General features: G+C 38.2%; 19 protein-coding genes. All 19 read left to right on the forward strand.

The genetic code is table 11. From position 1 onward, the window contains the following. The first annotated feature begins 20 nt into the window (after positions 1-20). Positions 21-737, forward strand: a complete 717-nt coding sequence (locus ACEVFT_RS20965) for a response regulator transcription factor (protein WP_205444940.1) — start codon at positions 21-23, stop codon at positions 735-737. Next, positions 734-2269 carry a two-component system histidine kinase PnpS gene (pnpS, locus tag ACEVFT_RS20970; protein WP_342441198.1) on the forward strand — a complete coding sequence of 512 codons (1536 nt, stop codon included), beginning with the start codon at positions 734-736 and terminating at the stop codon, positions 2267-2269. Before ACEVFT_RS20965 ends, pnpS begins: the two co-directional genes overlap by 4 nt. A gap of 358 nt (positions 2270-2627) precedes the next feature. After that, positions 2628-2996, forward strand: coding sequence for a CidA/LrgA family holin-like protein (locus tag ACEVFT_RS20975; RefSeq protein ID WP_205444937.1), 369 nt, complete (start codon positions 2628-2630; stop codon positions 2994-2996). Continuing rightward, entirely contained in the window at positions 2993-3706 is a 714-nt protein-coding gene (locus ACEVFT_RS20980; RefSeq protein WP_393951205.1) for an LrgB family protein, read from the forward strand. The genes ACEVFT_RS20975 and ACEVFT_RS20980 overlap by 4 nt, the downstream gene beginning before the upstream one ends. Before the next feature lie 156 nt (positions 3707-3862). After that, positions 3863-4825, forward strand: coding sequence for an FtsH protease activity modulator HflK (gene hflK, locus ACEVFT_RS20985; RefSeq protein ID WP_205444934.1), 963 nt, complete (start codon positions 3863-3865; stop codon positions 4823-4825). After that, positions 4825-5835 (forward strand): protease modulator HflC, encoded by a 1011-nt coding sequence (hflC, locus tag ACEVFT_RS20990; RefSeq protein ID WP_342533171.1) that lies wholly within the window; start codon positions 4825-4827, stop codon positions 5833-5835. The genes hflK and hflC overlap by 1 nt, the downstream gene beginning before the upstream one ends. Positions 5836-6021: 186 nt before the next feature. Continuing rightward, positions 6022-6438: a DNA polymerase I gene (locus ACEVFT_RS20995; RefSeq protein WP_205444930.1), complete on the forward strand. Its 417-nt coding sequence runs from the start codon at positions 6022-6024 to the stop codon at positions 6436-6438. Between the two features lie 196 nt (positions 6439-6634). Next, positions 6635-7108 (forward strand): hypothetical protein, encoded by a 474-nt coding sequence (locus tag ACEVFT_RS21000; RefSeq protein WP_205444929.1) that lies wholly within the window; start codon positions 6635-6637, stop codon positions 7106-7108. 234 nt (positions 7109-7342) lie between these two features. After that, positions 7343-9970, forward strand: a complete 2628-nt coding sequence (polA, locus tag ACEVFT_RS21005) for a DNA polymerase I (protein ID WP_393951206.1) — start codon at positions 7343-7345, stop codon at positions 9968-9970. 12 nt (positions 9971-9982) lie between these two features. Beyond that, the gene (gene mutM, locus ACEVFT_RS21010; RefSeq protein WP_393951207.1) at positions 9983-10855 is read left to right on the forward strand and encodes a bifunctional DNA-formamidopyrimidine glycosylase/DNA-(apurinic or apyrimidinic site) lyase; all 873 of its coding nucleotides are present in this window, start codon (positions 9983-9985) and stop codon (positions 10853-10855) included. A 13-nt stretch (positions 10856-10868) separates the two neighbouring features. Then, positions 10869-11462, forward strand: a complete 594-nt coding sequence (gene coaE, locus ACEVFT_RS21015) for a dephospho-CoA kinase (RefSeq protein ID WP_393951208.1) — start codon at positions 10869-10871, stop codon at positions 11460-11462. Between the two features lie 206 nt (positions 11463-11668). After that, positions 11669-12691, forward strand: a complete 1023-nt coding sequence (locus ACEVFT_RS21020) for a glyceraldehyde-3-phosphate dehydrogenase (protein WP_342441194.1) — start codon at positions 11669-11671, stop codon at positions 12689-12691. A 187-nt stretch (positions 12692-12878) separates the two neighbouring features. After that, on the forward strand, positions 12879-13349 hold the full coding sequence (gene nrdR / locus ACEVFT_RS21025) for a transcriptional regulator NrdR (protein WP_205444920.1): 471 nt from the start codon (positions 12879-12881) through the stop codon (positions 13347-13349). 16 nt (positions 13350-13365) lie between these two features. Beyond that, positions 13366-14730: a replication initiation and membrane attachment family protein gene (locus tag ACEVFT_RS21030; RefSeq protein ID WP_393951209.1), complete on the forward strand. Its 1365-nt coding sequence runs from the start codon at positions 13366-13368 to the stop codon at positions 14728-14730. 27 nt (positions 14731-14757) lie between these two features. Continuing rightward, positions 14758-15687: a primosomal protein DnaI gene (dnaI, locus tag ACEVFT_RS21035; protein ID WP_393951210.1), complete on the forward strand. Its 930-nt coding sequence runs from the start codon at positions 14758-14760 to the stop codon at positions 15685-15687. A gap of 565 nt (positions 15688-16252) precedes the next feature. Then, the gene (gene thrS / locus ACEVFT_RS21040; RefSeq protein ID WP_205444916.1) at positions 16253-18184 is read left to right on the forward strand and encodes a threonine--tRNA ligase; all 1932 of its coding nucleotides are present in this window, start codon (positions 16253-16255) and stop codon (positions 18182-18184) included. Between the two features lie 415 nt (positions 18185-18599). Beyond that, complete coding sequence (gene infC, locus ACEVFT_RS21045) at positions 18600-19103, forward strand: translation initiation factor IF-3 (RefSeq protein ID WP_012295602.1); 504 nt, start codon at positions 18600-18602, stop codon at positions 19101-19103. 31 nt (positions 19104-19134) lie between these two features. Beyond that, the gene (gene rpmI, locus ACEVFT_RS21050) at positions 19135-19335 is read left to right on the forward strand and encodes a 50S ribosomal protein L35 (RefSeq protein WP_004226312.1); all 201 of its coding nucleotides are present in this window, start codon (positions 19135-19137) and stop codon (positions 19333-19335) included. A 57-nt stretch (positions 19336-19392) separates the two neighbouring features. Continuing rightward, positions 19393-19752, forward strand: a complete 360-nt coding sequence (gene rplT / locus ACEVFT_RS21055) for a 50S ribosomal protein L20 (protein ID WP_205444915.1) — start codon at positions 19393-19395, stop codon at positions 19750-19752. The last annotated feature ends 114 nt before the right edge of the window (positions 19753-19866 follow it).

The following is a 19866-nucleotide window of genomic DNA, read 5'->3' on the forward strand; positions in this document are numbered from 1 at the left end:
CACTAACGGAGGCATTAGATATGACAAAAACGATTTTAGTAATTGAAGATGAATTTTCGATTGCAACATTATTGAAATATAATTTAGAACAGGCAGGCTATGTAGTTGAAACGGCTGCTGATGGTCAGGAAGGGCTTGAAAAAGCAATCGATTTACAGCCAAATTTAATTCTTTTAGATTTGATGCTTCCAAAACTAGATGGTATGGAGGTCTGTAAACAAATCCGACAGCAACGTATGAATACGCCAATTATTATGTTAACTGCAAAAGATGACGAATTTGATAAAGTTCTTGGTCTTGAGCTGGGTGCAGATGATTATATGACTAAGCCTTTTAGTCCACGTGAAGTATTAGCGCGTGTCAAGGCTGTATTAAGACGTTTCACGCAAAACGTTGTGGCAGATGATAAGGATGAGCCGCAGGAGAAAATGTATGAGTTTGGACAATTGCGAGTGTTCCCAGAGCGATTTGAAGTATTTTTACAAGATGAGGCACTGGAATTTACACCAAAAGAGTTTGAGTTACTCATCTATTTACTTGAAAATAAAAATCGTGTATTAACACGTGATCAGCTATTAAGTGCTGTATGGAAATATGATTTTGCTGGCGATACTCGAATTGTGGATGTACACATTAGCCACCTTCGCGATAAAATTGAAGAAAATAGCCGTAAGCCGATGTTTATTAAAACAATTAGAGGCCTTGGTTATAAATTTGAGGAGCCGAAAACGACATGAAATCAATGAGCAATCGCTTATTCATGACATTCATGCTTTTACTTGGAACGATACTAGCTGTCCTAATGATTGTTATAGGTCAGCTTTTTCCTGTTTATATCGAGCAATACAATGAGCAAGCAACCACGCAAATACGAGCTTCAATGGACCAAGTAATCGATGAACGCAAAATGGATTTAACGCAGGAAGATCAGGAAGCTTTGTATGCAGCCCAGGCTATGGAACAAGACGAATCCTTATTGACCTACGTACGCGCTCGACTTTACGGAGTACTGGCTATTCTTTTCACAATCACTTTGATTTTAATAGCGATTATCAGTCGCTATATGATACGTAATTTTACGGCACCGATTGATAATGTGACAGAAACGGCTCTTGAGCTTGCAAAGGGTAACTATCGTGCGCGTGCCCAAGAAAATGAACATGAACGCATGATACCACTCAGTCATTCCATAAACATCTTGGCACGCAATTTGCAGGATATTACAACGATACGTGAAGTAGAGGAAGAAAGACTGAAAACCTTAATTGAAAATATGGGGAGCTCTCTTATGATGATTGGTCGCGAGGGGAATATTTCCATTGTGAATCGAGTATTTCTAGAGCGCTTTGGGATGCAGCTTGATGATGTACAAGGAAAGGTATTTCGTACAATAGGCTTACCGAAATCATTAGAGCAATTTATCGATCATGTCTTTCTGACAGAAATGCCCTATCGACAACAAATTAAAATGGAAGTACAGCAGGAGCTTTATAATAAAGAAGTTTATGGGGCACCTGTCATCGGAGATCATGGACGATGGCTAGGCGTTGTTATCGTGATGCATGACATAACGGAACTAGTTCGATTAGAACAAATTCGGAAAGACTTTGTTGCGAATGTATCGCACGAGTTACGAACACCTATTACTTCTATTAAAGGCTTTTCTGAAACTTTATTGGATGGGGCCTATAAAGACGAAAAAATGTTGATCTCTTTCTTAGAGATTATTTATAAAGAAAGTAATCGACTACAAATGTTGATTCAAGATTTACTAGAGCTATCAAAGATAGAGCAGCATGGCTTTACTGTCAATATTATGCCGATGGGCTTACAGGATGTTTTAATTCGTGGAGCAGAATTGACAGCACCGCGATTGGATGAAAAAAATATGAGCTTCCAGGTGGATATCGAACGAGATGTCCAAGTCATGGGGGATGCCAATCGTATTATTCAAATCGTGACGAATTTAATTACCAATGCGATTACGTATTCTCCTGAAAACACGACTGTTTCTATTCGATTAAAAGAAAATGAAACACACGGCATCATCGAAATAGAGGACCAAGGAATAGGTATTGAAAAACATGAAATCGCCCGCGTTTTTGAAAGATTTTATCGGGTGGATCGAGCAAGAAGCCGAAATTCTGGCGGAACAGGCTTAGGATTAGCGATTGTGAAGCATTTAGTAGAGGCTCATCATGGCCGTATTCAAGTAGAAAGTGAAGTCGGCATAGGGACTAAAATGATTGTCACGATTCCGAAAAATTAACAAATCCTTTACATGAACAACATGTTACATTCATATTTGGGCACTATACTTATTACTAGAAACCCCCAATATGATTGTTAAGACGATACCATAAAAATCTAATATACTAGAGGATTTTTAACTGCTTTATATTCGCTACAGAAAGAATTTAGTGTTTTCTTTTAGACACTAGGTTCTTTTTCTGTTTTACAGGGAACGTAAATAGGTGTAAAGTATAGTGGCATAAAAGTTTAACAACCATCTTATAGCGATTGTCTGTTAGACGAACGCTTTTACAGTCAGTGAATCAACCTTCTTTTCATTTGAATCTTGTTTTTCTGACTGTTGAGGCAGAGAAAAAAATGAGAGAAGGATGACCATGAAAATCGTCAAAAGTATCGTGCAAATCGGCTATCTTTACATCCTATTATTTATCGGAAATACTATTGCACGCCTACTTCACTTGCCGATTCCAGGGAGCATAATAGGGCTCGTCCTATTATTTTTACTGTTACAGTTTCATATAATCAAGCTTGAATGGATTGAGTTAGGAGCAGCCGTACTATTAAGTGAACTCTTACTATTCTTTATTCCATCTGCCATCGGTGTTATTGATTATCATGCCTTATTTGGTGTGCAAGGAATGAAGGTTGTGCTGGTCATTGTTGTGAGTGCGATTGTCGTAATGTTTGTAACGGGCTACACGGCACAATGGCTAGAGCAGCGAAAGAAGGGTGATGCTGTATGACGTTATTAATCGCCATTGTCAGCTTACTTGGGACCATTGCTATTTTCTATATTTGTAAAATGTTTTATAAAAAATATAAAAAAGAATGGCTGACACCTATGCTGATTACACCTTTAGTGATTATAGGCATTTTACTGCTGACAGGTATACCTTATAAATCCTACAATTCAGGAGCCAATATCTTAACAAATTTACTAGGGCCAGCAACTGTTGCGTTTGCGGTTCCTATTTATAAAAATGTCAATCTATTAAAAAAACACGCATTCGAAATTTTCATCAGCATTGCTGTTGGTTCTGCAGTTGCTATTGTGTCATCCTTTATGATGGCTCTAGTGGTAGGCTTAAATGATGAGTTGGTGCATAGTTTAGTGCCACGCTCCGTAACAACACCTATTGCGATGGATATTTCAAATATGATCGGTGGTTCTCCTACGCTTACAGCTGTTTTTGTTATGACGACTGGTATTTTAGGGAGCTTGTTAGCACCCATCGTTATTAAAGTATGTCGTTTCCATAGACCTTCTTCTAGAGGCTTAATGCTTGGTATGGGTGCCCATGGAACAGGTACATCTAAAGCATTTGAAATTGGAGAGCTAGAAGGTACATTTGCTAGTCTAGCGATGATCGTTGCTGCATTAATTAGCATTGTATTATCCACTACCATTTTCCCTGTATTTGAACATCTAGTTATCAATATCCTGTTGCCATAAAAGGTAACAGGATTTTTTGTATTGCTTCAGAAAAGCTTTTGTGAAGCGGAAAATAAAGAAGATTCTCTCCTCTACAATCATTATATAAAAATATTTTGAAACTTTTTATAAAGGTCTCCCGTAAACAATAGTACTAAGCAAAAGGGAGGAACAGACATGAGTGTGAAAAGGACACTAATGCTAGTTGGACTTGGAATATTTGGAATTATTGCACTTATTACAGTTTTTACTTCATGGTACACGGTAGATGAATCAGAACAAGCTGTTGTTGTTACATTTGGTCGTGCCGATGATATGGTGACAAATCCAGGTCTTCACTTTAAATTGCCTTGGCCAGTGCAATCGGTCGAAATTTTGTCAAAAGAAACATTTAGTTTACAGTTTGGCTATAAGCAAAATAAAGCAGGAGAGCTTGAAGCCTATGATGCTGAAACAAAGATGATAACAGGGGATGAGTATATTGTACTAACAGACCTTGTAGTACAGTGGAAAATTACTGACCCTCGTAAATTTTTATTTAACGCACAGAGCCCAGAGGAGATTTTACATAGCGCTACATCGAGCGCGATTCGTTCCATTATAGGTAGCTCAACAATTGATGCTGCATTAACGGACGGTAAAGCAGAAATTGAAGCAAAAACACGTGATCTACTTGTTTCATTAATAGAAAAATATGATATTGGGATTGGCGTGTTAGGTGTGAAGTTACAAGACGTTGAATTACCGAACAAAGAAGTTCGTGCCGCTTTCACAGCTGTAACGGATGCACGCGAAACAAAGAATACCAAAACCAATGAGGCAGATAAGTATAAAAATCAGCGCATAAGTGAAGCTAACGGTGAAAAAGATGCCATTATTTCTAAGGCTCAAGGTGCAAAAACAGCCCGTATTGAGCAAGCTCAAGGTGATGTCGCTGTATTTAATAAAATGTATGAGCAATATAAAGGTAATCAACAAATTACACGTGAGCGTTTAATTTTAGAGACACTTGAAAATGTATTACCAAAAGCGCAAATATATATTATGAACGATGATGGCAGTACAATGAAGTACCTACCATTACAAGCATTACAGCCTCAGCAGGCACAAACAGAGAAAAAAGAAGGGAGCGGTAACTAATGGACAAAAAAAATAAGGACCTAGATAAATTCCTCAATTTTTTATCCGGTAAAGGTAAAAAAACTGCTCCTTCAGAAGGTAATTCAGGGGAGAATGTAGTGGAAATGCCAAAAAAAGGACCCCTGAATCCTAAAAAATTTCTTTCTCTTGCTGTTACGCTAACAATAGTTTTTGCAGCGGCCATCATTATATTTGCCAATGTTTATATTGTGAAAGAATCTGAATACGCAGTTGTTCGACAGTTTGGGGAAGTTGTGAAATTTGAACGAGAGCCCGGTTTGAAAATGAAAATACCATTTATACAAAGTGTTACGAGACTACCTAAAAATCAAATGACCTACAATATCTCAGAGGAAGAAATTAATACAAAGGACAAAAAACGTATAATTATTGACAATTATGCTGTTTGGCGTATAACAGATCCGAAAGCGTTGATTTCTAATGCAGGAACACTGAGCAAAGCTGAGTCCCGAATGGAAGAATTCATCTACTCTGTTATCCGAACAGAGCTTGGACAATTAAGATATGATGAAATTATTAATGATGAGGACTCTTCACGAGGTAGCCTAAATGATCGTGTAACAGCGCGAGTAAATGAATTATTGCAAAACGATAAATATGGAGTAGAAGTAGTAGACGTGCGTATTCGTCGTACAGACCTACCAGCAGAGAATGAACAATCCGTATTTACACGGATGATTTCAGAACGTGAATCAACTGCTCAGCTCTATCTGTCTGAGGGGGACGCTCAGAAACGTCGTATTGAAGCTCAAACTGACCAACAAGTACAAGAAATGCTAGCTACTGCTAATAAGGAAGCGGCTATTATTCAAGCTGAGGGAGAAGCAGAAGCTGCAAAGATTTACAATAAATCATTCTCTCAAGATCCTGAATTTTATTCCTTATACCGCACGCTAGAATCTTATAAGAAAACGGTTGGAGAAGATACGGTTATTATTTTGCCATCTACTTCACCATATGCCAATATCTTGTCTGGTTATATAAAATAAACGCAAATTAAAGTCGTCTCTGTAGTGAAAGAGACGACTTTTTTTGTTTCTATATAATTATAACTATCCATTAAATCAGATTATTATAGTATGAAAATAATAGAAATTTATAAGTTTGTATTCCCCAATCAACGATAATTTGATAGAATGATAATGTTTAAAAAAGAATAGTTGGGGGTAAGGGCTTTGAAATTACAAATTAGCAAATGGCTCCAAAATTTAGGGATCGCTTGTAGTATAGCATCGTTATTGACGCTTTTCTTCCGTCTATCCGATTTTTCATGGATGACGAAGAGTGTTTATCATATACCAGTATTTTTTGTTAGTATCTTTTTAGTTAGTATCATTATTGCAGATGATGTAAGAAACCTTTTTAAGAAATTATTTTGGTATGAAAAACGAAAGGTTAAGCGTCCTATTTGGCAAGTTGGAATTGGCTTAATTTTCTTTTTAGCACAAATTAGTACAGTAATGGTATTTAATCAAGAGTTAACACATCCACAATTAGGTGGCATGCCTTTATTCCTCGTGTTTGCCTTTATGAATGCATTTATATTAACTGTCATATATGAAGAAATTTTTTATCGTGCATCAAATCAATAACGTCCATTATGGACTTTCATTCAAAAAGCTATTCTTTCTGAATGAAAGTCTTTTTTTATGATAAAACAGCGATAATCACACTAAGGACAAGTTGCTAGGCTTCACATAGCGGAGATAAATATTTATTTTTTAACCTAATTTTAACCTTCATTATTTATGATAAATGAAATTGCATTTTACTATGAGGAGGAATAAGATGAAGAAAGTAGTATTTGGAAGCGCATTAGCAGTAGGTTTATTATTTAGTGGGGCAGGGCAATCCTCTGCCAATGGCCAAATTCAACCAATTGATATTCAAGGCATGGATCTAGAATCGGCATTACAGGCAGTTCAATCACAACGAGCACAGTTGTTAGAAAACCAACTTAAAGATCAACTAGAGGGTGTTCAACAACGAAATCAACAGCTAGCTGATTTGAATACACAGTTAGCAGGGTTACATCAGGAAAGAGCAGCTATACCTGTAGAAGATCAAGACACACATTCAGCGCTTGATCGAGAAATCCAAGATGTTAAAGGTCAAATAGATGGTTTAAGTAATTCACAGCAAATGGATATGCTACGTTTACAAGGTTTGAGTAATAAACGCAATGAAGCTTTTGATACAATGACGAACTTTATCAAAAAAATGCAAGATAGTCGTTCATCTATTATAGGTAATATGCGTTAATGATTTTAGAATATTTTAAGAAAAGTCAATCGCTATGTGCGATTGGCTTTTTTTGAATGGATAGGAATGCTAAAGTGGCGGATAGACCATTAAAAATGACGGATAGCACTGTAAAAGTGATGGATAGGATATGAAAAGTAACGGATAACCTTGCGAATGGACGCCTGCTTTTTTTACTTGAAATGTATTGTTATGATAAAGTAGAAGTAGAAGACAACGCAGGAGGATAAAATCATGACCAAGGATAAATTACTATTATTGGACGGTAATAGTTTAGCGTATCGCGCGTTTTTTGCGTTGCCATTGTTAACGAATGATAGTGGCATTCATACTAATGCTGTATACGGCTTTACAACAATGCTACAAAGAATATTAGAGGAAGAACAACCAACGAAAATATTGGTTGCTTTTGATGCTGGGAAAACAACATTCCGCCATGAAACCTTTACAGAATATAAAGGTGGACGTCAAAAGACACCACCAGAATTATCAGAGCAATTTCCTTATTTACGAAAGCTCATTGATGCTTATGGTATCAAGCAATATGAACAAGAATTATATGAAGCGGATGATATTATCGGAACGCTTGCTAAAGAGGCTTCATCACAGGATATGGATGTCATCATCGTTTCTGGAGACCGTGATTTAACACAGCTGGCGACAGAGCAAGTAACCGTTTATATAACGAAAAAAGGTATTACTGAAATAGAGAAGAATACACCAGCCTTTATTGCAGAGAAATACGGGTTAACGCCGCTCCAAATTATTGATATGAAAGGCTTGATGGGGGATTCCTCCGATAATATTCCTGGTGTACCAGGCGTCGGTGAAAAAACGGCTGTAAAATTATTAAAAGAGCATGGCTCCGTTGAAGCACTTTATGAAGCAATGGATACATTGAAAGCTTCTAAAATGAAGGAAAAGCTGGTAGCTAATGAAGAGCAGGCCATCATGAGTAAGCAGCTGGCAACGATTTATACGGATGCCCCAATCACGATTTCACTCGCTGATCTTGCGTATAATGGGCCAAAAGAAGATGAATTAATCAGTGTGTGGCGTGAGCTTGGCTTTAAATCACTGCTTGATAAAAGTGACTTTACAGTGCACGAAGAAGAGCAAGCACCTTTCGACTATGACCTTGTTCAGGAAATTCAACCTGAGGACTTACAAGATGTGATGGCTGTGCATGTTGAACTGGAAAATGAGCATTATCACACTTGTCAGCAGCTAGGGATTGCGTTGTCAGATGGAACAAAGACACAATATATTCCTTTTGAAAGTGCAGCAAAATCAAATACTCTCCGTCGTTGGTTAGAAGATGCCACAAAAATAAAATATATGTCCGATTCAAAGGCGGCTCAAGCATCATTGAAGCGAGCAGGGATTCAATTAGCTGGCGTTGACTTTGACTTGCTACTTGCCTCTTATATAAATAATCCAGCATTAAGTGGCGATGATATCGCCACACTTGCAAGGGAATTAGGCTATTATGATGTTCAATCAGATGAGGCGGTTTATGGAAAAGGTGCCAAGCGTGCAATACCTGACTTGGATCAGCTTGCACAGCATGTAAGTCGCAAAGCCTTTGCTGTGTGGTCATTACAGCCGAAGCTGGAAGCATTATTAAAGGAAAATGAACAATTCGATCTTTATAAAAACCTAGAGCTACCATTGGCAGGAATTTTAAGTGAAATGGAAAGTGAAGGAATTACAGTTAACCGTGCTACATTAGAGAAAATGGGGCAAGAGCTTAATGACAAGCTTGTGGTGATTGAGCAAGAAATTTATGCGGAGGCTGGAGAAACGTTTAATATTAATTCACCTAAACAATTAGGTGTGATTTTATTCGATAAGCTAGGGTTACCTGTAATTAAAAAGACTAAAACAGGCTATTCCACTGCTGCAGATGTACTGGAAAAATTACAGTCAGAGCATGCAATCATTGAACATATTCTGTTGTATCGTCAGCTTGGAAAATTACAATCCACGTATATTGAGGGCTTACTAAAGGAAATTCATGCATCAGATAGCAAGGTGCATACACGCTTCCAGCAAGCTTTAACTGCGACAGGGCGTTTGAGCTCTACAGACCCGAATTTGCAAAACATCCCAATCCGTTTAGAGGAGGGTCGCAAAATTCGTCAAGCCTTTGTACCATCAAAAGAGGATTGGATACTATTTTCTGCTGACTATTCGCAAATTGAATTACGAGTACTTGCACATATGTCAGAAGATAAAAACCTTGTTGAGGCTTTCCGAGAAGGAATGGACGTTCATACACGTACAGCTATGGATGTATTCCATGTATCGGAAGATGAGGTGGATAGTAATATGCGTCGCGCAGCGAAAGCTGTTAACTTTGGCATTGTCTACGGTATTAGTGATTATGGCCTTTCACAAAACTTAGATATCACGCGTAAGGAAGCGGCCAATTTTATTGAAAAGTATTTCGCAAGTTTCCCTGGCGTAAAACAGTACATGGATGACATTGTTCAAAATGCGAAATTTAATGGTTATGTTACAACGATATTAAATAGACGCCGCTATTTACCAGACATTACAAGCTCCAACTTTAATTTAAGAAGCTTTGCAGAGCGTACAGCAATGAATACGCCAATTCAAGGAAGTGCTGCTGATATCATTAAAAAAGCAATGATTGATATGGATGCTCGATTGAAAAAAGAAAAGATGCAGGCCAAACTACTGCTTCAAGTGCATGATGAGTTAATCTTTGAAGCACCTAAGGAAGAGATTGCATTGCTGGAAAAAATTGTACCAGAGGTCATGGAAAATGCTATTGAGCTTTCAGTACCGCTAAAAGTAGATTTTAACCATGGTTCAACATGGTACGAGGCAAAATAAGGAGGGGTTCAAATGCCTGAATTACCAGAGGTAGAAGGTGTCGTCCAGGCATTGAAGCCAAAGGTTGAAGGACGTACCATTCAACAGGTTCAACTTTCTGAAAGAGTACATTTCTCTTTTAGTGAGGGTAAACAATGTATTGTCAAACAAGCAGAGCCTGATACTTTTGAAATAACGATGTCCCAGATGACAATTACCAAAATTGAACGACGAGCAAAATATATTTTCTTTCATTTGCTGAAGGATGATGTTCCATATGTCCTTGTCAGTCACTTAGGTATGACAGGTGCATGGTTTGTTGTGAATTCACCCGATGAAATTAATGAGGCGAAGTTTCAAAAGCATATCCATGCAACATTTGAAATGGCAGATGGAGGATATTTGATTTATTCAGATATTCGCCGTTTTGGTGAACTTCGTTTTCTGACAAAAATTGAAGATCATGCGCCATTGACAAAAATGGCACCAGAGCCATTTGATGAGCATGCTTGTGACTTTTTTATAACAAAATCTAAGCTACCAAAGTATGAAAATAAAGCAGTAAAAGAAGTGATTATGGATGGGCAAATCATTTCGGGCTGTGGCAATATTTATGCAACGGAGGCATTGTTTGCTCAGAAAATTCACCCTGCACGCAAAATGAATCGCATTAGTGAAAAGCGAAAGCGGGCATTATTTGAGGAGATTGTTGCTGTCCTACGTCAAAGTATTGAAGCGGGTGGTTCAACTATTTCTGATTATCGAAACATTAATGGGGAAGCCGGAAGTATGCAGAATCGACTAAAAATGTATGGGAAAAAGATATGTCCAGCATGTGAAACGGCAACAAGTCAAATGACAATTGGTGGGCGTACTTCGGTTTATTGCCCAAACTGTCAACATTAAAGGGGATTTAGCAATGATTATCGGACTTACAGGAAGTATTGCAAGTGGAAAAAGTACAGTAGCTAAAATGATGAGCGAACTGGGATTACCGATTGTTGATGCGGATGTTGTAGCACGAGATGTCGTAGAACCTGGAACGGAGACATTAGCCCTCATAGCTGAAAGCTTCGGACAAGCTATCTTGCTTGAGGACGGCCATTTAAATCGAACAATGCTTGGAGATATCATTTTTCATGAGCCTGCCAAACGCAAAACGTTAAATGATATTATGCATCCAGCAATCAGAAAAGAAATGTTACGTCAGCGTGATGCCTATTTAGAGGCAGGACATGAGCATGTTGTGATGGACATCCCATTGTTATTTGAGAGTAAGCTGCAGCATTTTGTGGAACGTATCATTGTGGTATCGGTCAGTGAAGAAGTTCAGCTTCGACGCTTAATGGAGCGAAATAATTTAACAAAAGAGGATGCATTGGCACGTATGCACTCACAGCTGCCGATATCTGTCAAAGAAAAGGGTGCACATGCGGTCATTTATAATAATGAAAATATAGAAAACACAGAAGAACAATTAAAAAAAATCCTGCGCTATTGGGGTGTTATTTAATTGGTTCTTTTACGATGCGTAGCAAGCCAACTTTGCTGCGCATTTTTTTATGGGGAAACGCCATAATAAAGAATAATTTTTCAGAAAATAAGAACTTTTATATTCTCAATATATAATGTTCATCTTTTTTAAAATTGTGTTATACTAATCACCATAAAGTATATAATTAATTAATCTGAGTATGTACTCACAGGAGGATATTTTAAATGACAGTATCAATTGCTATTAATGGTTTCGGACGTATCGGACGTATGGTTTTCCGCCAGGCTATCGTACAACAAGATTTAAACATCGTTGCAATTAACGCAAGCTATCCTGCAGAAACGTTAGCACATTTGATTAAGTATGACACAAATCACGGAACATTTGAAGGTACGGTAGAACCAGCAGGCGATGCTTTAGTTGTAAATGGTAAACGTGTTCAAATTATTAGTGAACGTGATCCATTAAAATTACCTTGGGCGACAATGGGTGTAGATATCGTTATTGAAGCTACTGGAAAATTTAATGAACGTGATAAAGCAGCCATGCATTTAGAAGCTGGCGCGAAAAAAGTAATCTTAACAGCACCTGGTAAAAACGAGGACGTAACAATTGTTTTAGGTGTTAATGATGATAAACTTGATATTGCTAAACATGATGTTATTTCAAATGCTTCTTGTACAACAAACTGCCTAGCGCCAGTAGCAAAAGTATTGAATGACACATTTGGCATTGAAAATGGCTTAATGACAACAGTTCATGCCTATACAAATGATCAAAAGAACTTAGACAATCCACATAAAGATTTACGTCGTGCACGTGGATGCGCACAATCTATTATTCCAACATCTACTGGTGCTGCAAAAGCATTGAAATTAGTTTTACCTGAATTAGAAGGTAAAATTCATGGTATGGCACTTCGCGTTCCAACACCAAACGTATCTTTAGTGGACCTTGTAGTAGATTTAAATACAGATGTAACAGTTGATGCTGTCAATGCAGCATTTGTAAAAGCGGCAACAGAAGGTCCAATGAAGGGTATTCTTAATTTCTCTGTTGAACCATTAGTATCTGCTGATTACAATACAACAACGTATTCTTCAACAGTTGATGGACTTTCTACAATGGTTTTAGGCAACCGCAAAGTAAAAGTACTTGCTTGGTATGATAACGAGTGGGGCTACTCTGCACGTGTTGTAGATCTTGTGAAAAAAGTGGCAAATGCTTTAGAAACGGTAAACGCGTAATAATCTTTATAGAGAGCACATTGAAATCGAAAAGGTTTCAATGTGCTCTTTTTTTGTAGAAACTTTCCTTGTACTTTAGGTGCTTTAGATTTATCATGAGCACACAAACGTGAATGCACTTTTCTTACATGTAGGAAATTTGTTATAATAGATATATTAAATTGTTGTAAACCAGGAGAGTAATTATATGAGATGTCCATCTTGCCAGTTTAACGGAACGCGTGTTGTGGATTCGAGGCCAGTAGATGATAATAAAGAAATTCGTAGACGTCGTGAATGTGAGTCATGTGGCTTCCGTTTTACAACGTTTGAAAAAATTGAAGAGACGCCATTAGTCGTTGTGAAAAAGGAAGGTTCACGAGAAGAGTTTAGCCGTGAGAAGGTACTTCGTGGGCTTATTCGTGCTTGTGAAAAACGTCCAGTGGCACTTGGTGTACTGGAGGAGCTTGTCCTGTCAATTGAAAAAGATCTTCGTCGTATTGGAAATTCGGAAGTACGCTCAGAAGATGTTGGTGAAATGGTTATGGACCGTTTAGCCAAAATCGATGAGGTCGCTTATGTGCGTTTTGCATCGGTCTACCGTCAGTTTAAAGATATCAATGTCTTTATTGAGGAAATCAAAGACATTATTCAACGTCAAACGGAGAAGAAATCATAGCAAACAGAGAGGATGAATGACGTTGATCCATTTATATAAGGAATTGCAGCCTGGCGATCCTTTCGACATTCGTCTACCTCATGCATTTTCTACACAGGAGCGTCAATTAGTTACATTATTGTATCAACCATTAACGGGATCAGAGCCAATTAGCCTTTATCTAACATTATGGGCAGAAGCAGAGCAAATGCCAAAGCAGCAAATGACACATTATTATTTAATGAATGTGCTAGGGTTGCCCATTGGTAAAGTGTTTGAGGCTCGTATTGCACTAGAGGCGATTGGTTTGCTGCGTACATGGAAAAAAGAAGATGCTGGTGAACGTAGTTTTTTATATGAGCTACAGCGCCCATTAGATGCAGATAGCTTTATGAAAGACCCGCTGCTGTCGATGTTTTTGTTTAGCAAAATTGGAGAGCAGGCTTATCGCAATTTACGTCAGCGCTTTATGTCACCTGTAAAGGACACGGCGTTTAAGGATGTATCTCGTGCTTTTATCGATGTCTTTAAGCCCGTACATGCTAATATTCCATCAGATTTACAAGTAGATACGAATCATAAGGATAAACAACAAAAAGTATATCCTTTTTATTTGGAGCAATTTGATTTTGATTTATTGCAAGCAGGTTTGTCCGAGCAATTGGTTCCTTCCAATTTGTTGACATTCGAAGTGCGTGAAACCATAGCCAAGCTGGCCTTTTTATATCATTTAACAGCCCTTGATATGCAAAAAGTAGTGATACTTGCTTTAGATGATGATTTAGGGATTTCTCAGGAACGTTTACGAAAGGCTGCTGCTGATTTTTATAAATTAACAGTGTCTAAGGAGCCGCCCAAACTTGCGCGCGTTACTGAACCATTACCAGCAGCAGAAGCTGGCCTAAAAACCAAGGATCAGGAGCTCCAACACTATTTAGAAACAACGGCGCCTGTCCAAGTGTTACGTGATATAAATAATGGTAAAGAACCATTGCAAACATCTGTTCAGCTTGCGGAAAATTTAATCGTTCAGCATGGCATGCCAATTGGAGTGGTCAATGCATTGTTAGAATACGTTATGCTAACGACAGATATGAAGCTGCCTAAAAAATATGTGGAAACGATTGCTGATCACTGGGTACGAAAAAATGTCCAGACGGCTAAGGAAGCAATGGAACTTGCCCGCCAAGAGCATGATAAATATACAGCTTGGAAAAACAAGCCCCAAACTACCAATAAAACGAATCAACAGACAAAGGGACGTTCAAGATATCAACGTGAAGAAAAAGTGCCTGAATGGTTTTATAAACGGAATGAAAAACAAGAGGAATCTACTTCTAGTACTATAGATTTTGAAAAAGAGCGACAAAAAATATTAGAGATGCTAGGAAAAAGCGAATAGTAAAGAAGGTGAGCAATAATCGAACCTATAAATGGACCATTAAAACGAGCAATTAATGTACCCTCGTTCAAAGAGCGCTATGAAGCCATGCGACGTGAAATTTTAGAACATCCGCATGTGCAGGAATTTTTAGCACAGCATGCAGATGAATTAAACTATGACAATGTTGAGCGAAATTTACCTAAGCTTCATGAATTTATTAGTCAATCTACTGAGTGCTGTGGCTGTGATAATACAGAACATTGTACAAATTATTTAAAAGGGTTCCTACCGACATTAAGGGTAGTTCGGAATTCTATTGAAATGGACTATGTGCGCTGTGAGCAAAAGATACGGGAAGAAGAACGTCGAGATGTTGCGAATATGATTGCAAGTATGCATATGCCAAAAGATGTGCTACAAGCAACCATTCATGATTTAAGTATTGACGATGAATCCCGTGTGGCGATTGCACAAAAAGCAGCTCAATTTGTAAAATTGACAAAAGAAACTGGTCAATTACCTGCAAAAGGTTTTTATCTATATGGTAAATTTGGTGTAGGGAAGTCCTTTGTACTTGGTGCATTGGCCAATGAATTAGCGTCTATTAAAATTCGCTCTGTTGTAGTTTTCGTTCCAGAGTTTTTACGAGAAATGAAAAATGCCATTGGCGATAACACATTGAATGAGAAGATAGATTATATTAAAAAGGCTCCTGTCTTAATGCTAGATGATTTAGGAGCGGAAACCATGACTGCCTGGACACGTGATGAGATTTTGGGGACTATTTTCCATTATCGTATGGCAGAGCAATTGCCAACTTTTATTACGTCTAATTTTAATTATGATGAATTAGAGCATCATTTAGCGCAGTCACAAAAAGGTGATATTGAGGTAGTTAAAGCGGGACGAATTATGGAGCGAATTAAAGCCTTAACCGTGCCGATCGAAATGCAAGGCAAAAATCGTCGGATGTAACATTGATAGTTGCATTTTTCGACAATCGAGCGTATACTGACTCATATACTTAATATCAATATGCATTGATGAGGACATGAATTTTGTGTATCGGCTTATAGAGAGGGAAGTCATCGGCTGAAAACTTCCTAGTGTGAGCACATCATTTACTACCTACTGAGCAGCGAAAGGGATAATCTTTCGCCGGTCCCTAGCCCGTTAGCTAGCCTTGAGCTTCGTCTGACTTTATGTAAGTCGGAAGGAAGAAGGGTGGAACCACGAGCATACGCTTCGTCCCTTTTGTGAGGGACGGAGCTTTTTTTATTTTTCTCAGATTTCTTTGAAATTGTTGTGAAAAGTGGTGGCTCCGCTCATATAGGGAGGGAAGTCGCTCACGAAGGTGGCTAACCCGCTCCTAGAGAGTAAGAAACCGCTCAGAAAAATGAAGATTCCGCTCCAATCGAGTAAAGAATCGCTCAAAAAAGTAATGACTCCGCTCAAACTAAGCCATCGAGTCATGCAAACAATGGCTCCAGCCAATCATCAAGCATTATGTATTTAACAAAAACGAAGGAGTGCAAAGAATATGTCAGAAATGATTAAATTAACTTTCCCAGATGGCGCCGTAAAGGAATTTGCAAAAGGCACATCAACTGATGACGTAGCATTATCCATTAGCCCAGGCTTACGTAAAAAAGCTTATGCAGGTAAAATTAACGGTGTGTTAGTGGATTTAAAAACACCAATTGAAGAAGATGCAACAATTGCGATCATTACACAAGACGATGAGGAAGCACTTGAAATTTTACGTCACTCGACTGCCCATTTAACAGCACAAGCTATTAAACGTTTATTCCCAGATGTAAAGCTTGGTATTGGTCCAGTGATTGAAGGTGGTTTCTACTATGATATAGACTCACCAACACCAATCACTGCCGAAGATCTACCAGCAATTGAAAAAGAAATGAAAAAAATTATTGCTGAAAACCTAGAGGTGGAACGCAAAAATGTAAGTCGTGCAGAAGCACAAGCACTCTATGAAGAAATTGGCGATGAGTATAAATTAGAATTACTGGAAGCCATTCCTGCAGATGAGCAAGTATCTATTTATTATCAAGGCGAGTTTTTCGATCTTTGCCGTGGTATTCACGTACCATCTACAGGGAAACTTCGTGAATTCAAGCTTTTATCATTAGCAGGTGCCTACTGGAGAGGGAACTCTGATAACAAAATGCTACAACGTATTTATGGTACAGCGTTCTTCAAAAAAGAGGAATTAAAACACCACCTACAAATGCTAGAAGAAGCAAAAGAACGCGATCACCGTAAAATTGGGAAAGAATTAGACCTGTTCACAACTTCTCAAAAGGTAGGTCAAGGGTTACCGCTTTGGTTACCAAATGGTGCAACAATTCGTCGTGTCATTGAACGTTATATTGTCGATAAAGAATTATCACTTGGATATAAGCATGTTTATACACCAGTATTAGGTTCAAAAGAGCTTTATCAAACTTCTGGTCACTGGGATCACTATCAAGATTCCATTTTCCCACCAATGGAAATGGATAATGAGACATTAATTATGCGTCCAATGAACTGTCCTCACCATATGATGGTGTACAAAAACAGCATGCATTCATATCGTAACCTACCATTGCGTATTGCAGAGCTTGGTACAATGCACCGTTATGAAATGTCAGGCGCGGTTTCAGGTTTACAACGTGTACGTGGGATGACATTAAATGATGCGCATATTTTTGTTCGCCCAGACCAAATTAAAGCGGAATTCCAAAAAGTGGTACAGTTAATTTTAGAGGTTTATAAAGATTTCGATTTAAATGATTACTCATTCCGTTTATCTTATCGCGATCCTGCAGATACTGAAAAATACTTCGATGATGATGCCATGTGGGAAAAAGCACAAAGCATGCTAAAAGAAGCAATGGATGAGCTTGGCTTAGACTACTTTGAAGCGGAAGGTGAGGCGGCATTCTATGGTCCTAAACTTGACGTTCAAGTAAAAACAGCAATTGGTAAAGAAGAGACTTTATCTACAGTTCAATTAGACTTCCTATTACCAGAACGCTTTGACCTAACTTATGTTGGGGAAGATGGTAAACCTCATCGTCCAGTTGTTATTCACCGTGGTGTTGTATCGACAATGGAACGTTTTGTTGCCTTCTTAATTGAAGAATACAAAGGGGCATTCCCAACTTGGCTAGCACCGGTACAAGTAGAAGTCATTCCGGTATCAAATGAAGCTCACTTCGACTATGCAAAACAAATTGAAGAGCAACTTACAGCAGCTGGTTTACGTGTGGAAATGGATGATCGTGAAGAGAAATTAGGCTATAAAATCCGTGAAGCACAAATGAAAAAAATTCCTTATATGCTTGTCATCGGAGATAAGGAAGTAGAGGCAAATGGCGTAAATGTTCGACGTTATGGCTCAAAAGATTCCGAAACAATTAGCTTTGAGGATTTCCTAGCAGCTATTAAAGCAGAAATTACAAAATAAGCTTCAACTAGAAACTCTCGCTTGCTAAAGTGAGGGTTTCTGTATAAAATAAATCTTGCATTTGTATAGAATATTTTCATTTTGGTTATGTTAGCAGTGATAAGAAAATAAATATTTGACAGCTTATCATATACATGCTAATATAATTAAGGTTAATGAATACAAAGTTTGTGGTTGAAGTAGAGGCTGCCCGCTTCTCACCTGATACAACGCTTTAAAGGCTGTGAACAGGTATGACACGTTGAATTGTTTTGCGTAGACTTGCGCATGCACATATAGCGGGCGGACATCTTCAAAAATGTCCGTCCTTTTTTTATGGACATGACGAGAGGATGTACCGTTCAACCGGGCAAGGCTTTGCCCAAACCATGTATTCGCGACAACTACTTGGAGGTGGATTACTATTAGCAAAGACATGTATGTAAACGAAGGCATTCGCGCACGTGAACTTCGATTAATCGATCACAATGGTGACCAGCTTGGTGTAAAGACACGTAATGAAGCGCTAGAAATCGCCGCTCGTGTAAACTTGGATCTTGTCCTTGTGGCCCCTCAAGCCAAGCCGCCAGTCGCTCGTATCATGGACTATGGTAAATTTAAGTTTGAACAGCAAAAGAAAGACCGTGAAATTCGTAAAAATCAAAAGGTCATCGTAATGAAAGAGGTTCGTTTGAGCCCAACAATCGATGAGCATGATTTCCAAACGAAGTTACGTAATGCGATTAAATTCCTTGAAAAAGGCGATAAAGTAAAATGTAGCCTACGTTTCAAAGGTCGTGCGATTACACATAAAGACATTGGTCAACGTGTGTTAGATCGTTTTGCTGAAGCTTGTGCTGAAGTATCAACGGTAGAACAAAAACCGAAGATGGAAGGCCGAAGCATGTTCTTAGTTCTTCAACCAAAGAACGAGAAATAATATTAGACGAACAGTTTAGGAGGAATTCGACATGCCAAAAATGAAAACTCACCGTGGAGCTGCGAAACGTTTCAAAAAAACGGGTTCAGGTAAATTAAAATACGACCGTGCTTATGGAAGCCACTTATTCGCAAACAAATCTACGAAACAAAAACGTCACCTACGTAAAGCGAACATCGTTTCATCTGGTGACTTCAAACGCATCAAATCATTACTTGTTTACATGAAATAATTGACTACAAAAAAATACTAACATTCATTTTTTAATGAAAAGCAGGAGGTAATTCATATGCCACGCGTAAAAGGCGGAACAGTGACGCGCAAACGTCGTAAAAAAGTATTGAAATTAGCTAAAGGTTACTATGGTTCAAAACATACATTATACAAAGTTGCTAACCAAGCAGTGATGAAGTCAGGTTCATATGCATACCGTGACCGTCGTCAGAAAAAACGTGATTTCCGTAAATTATGGATCACTCGTATCAACGCAGCTGCTCGTATGAACGGTCTTTCTTACAGCCGTTTAATGCACGGTTTAAAAGTTGCTGGTATCGAAGTTAACCGTAAAATGTTAGCTGACCTTGCTGTAACTGATGCTGCAGCATTCACTCAATTAGCAGACGCTGCTAAAAAAGCAGTAGCTAAATAATAGTTGACAACATTAACTATTATTTCTGCACTGAAAGCATAGCGACAAGTGCAAAAAAAGACTGATGGATTTTTCCATCAGTCTTTTCATGTTGTTGAAAAAAGATGATGTCAA

This window comes from Lysinibacillus sp. PWR01, assembly GCF_043359455.1.
Lineage (GTDB): Bacteria > Bacillota > Bacilli > Bacillales_A > Planococcaceae > Lysinibacillus > Lysinibacillus fusiformis_F.

Excerpts from the sequence above, each read along its gene's own strand:
- ACEVFT_RS20965 (WP_205444940.1), top strand. The coding sequence starts at position 21 with ATGACAAAAACGATTTTAGTAATTGAAGATGAATTTTCGATTGCAACA.
- pnpS (WP_342441198.1), top strand. The coding sequence starts at position 734 with ATGAAATCAATGAGCAATCGCTTATTCATGACATTCATGCTTTTACTT.
- ACEVFT_RS20975 (WP_205444937.1), top strand. The coding sequence starts at position 2,628 with ATGAAAATCGTCAAAAGTATCGTGCAAATCGGCTATCTTTACATCCTA.
- ACEVFT_RS20980 (WP_393951205.1), top strand. The coding sequence starts at position 2,993 with ATGACGTTATTAATCGCCATTGTCAGCTTACTTGGGACCATTGCTATT.
- hflK (WP_205444934.1), top strand. The coding sequence starts at position 3,863 with ATGAGTGTGAAAAGGACACTAATGCTAGTTGGACTTGGAATATTTGGA.
- hflC (WP_342533171.1), top strand. The coding sequence starts at position 4,825 with ATGGACAAAAAAAATAAGGACCTAGATAAATTCCTCAATTTTTTATCC.
- ACEVFT_RS21000 (WP_205444929.1), top strand. The coding sequence starts at position 6,635 with ATGAAGAAAGTAGTATTTGGAAGCGCATTAGCAGTAGGTTTATTATTT.
- polA (WP_393951206.1), top strand. The coding sequence starts at position 7,343 with ATGACCAAGGATAAATTACTATTATTGGACGGTAATAGTTTAGCGTAT.
- mutM (WP_393951207.1), top strand. The coding sequence starts at position 9,983 with ATGCCTGAATTACCAGAGGTAGAAGGTGTCGTCCAGGCATTGAAGCCA.
- coaE (WP_393951208.1), top strand. The coding sequence starts at position 10,869 with ATGATTATCGGACTTACAGGAAGTATTGCAAGTGGAAAAAGTACAGTA.
- ACEVFT_RS21020 (WP_342441194.1), top strand. The coding sequence starts at position 11,669 with ATGACAGTATCAATTGCTATTAATGGTTTCGGACGTATCGGACGTATG.
- nrdR (WP_205444920.1), top strand. The coding sequence starts at position 12,879 with ATGAGATGTCCATCTTGCCAGTTTAACGGAACGCGTGTTGTGGATTCG.
- ACEVFT_RS21030 (WP_393951209.1), top strand. The coding sequence starts at position 13,366 with ATGACGTTGATCCATTTATATAAGGAATTGCAGCCTGGCGATCCTTTC.
- thrS (WP_205444916.1), top strand. The coding sequence starts at position 16,253 with ATGTCAGAAATGATTAAATTAACTTTCCCAGATGGCGCCGTAAAGGAA.
- infC (WP_012295602.1), top strand. The coding sequence starts at position 18,600 with ATGTATGTAAACGAAGGCATTCGCGCACGTGAACTTCGATTAATCGAT.
- rpmI (WP_004226312.1), top strand. The coding sequence starts at position 19,135 with ATGCCAAAAATGAAAACTCACCGTGGAGCTGCGAAACGTTTCAAAAAA.
- rplT (WP_205444915.1), top strand. The coding sequence starts at position 19,393 with ATGCCACGCGTAAAAGGCGGAACAGTGACGCGCAAACGTCGTAAAAAA.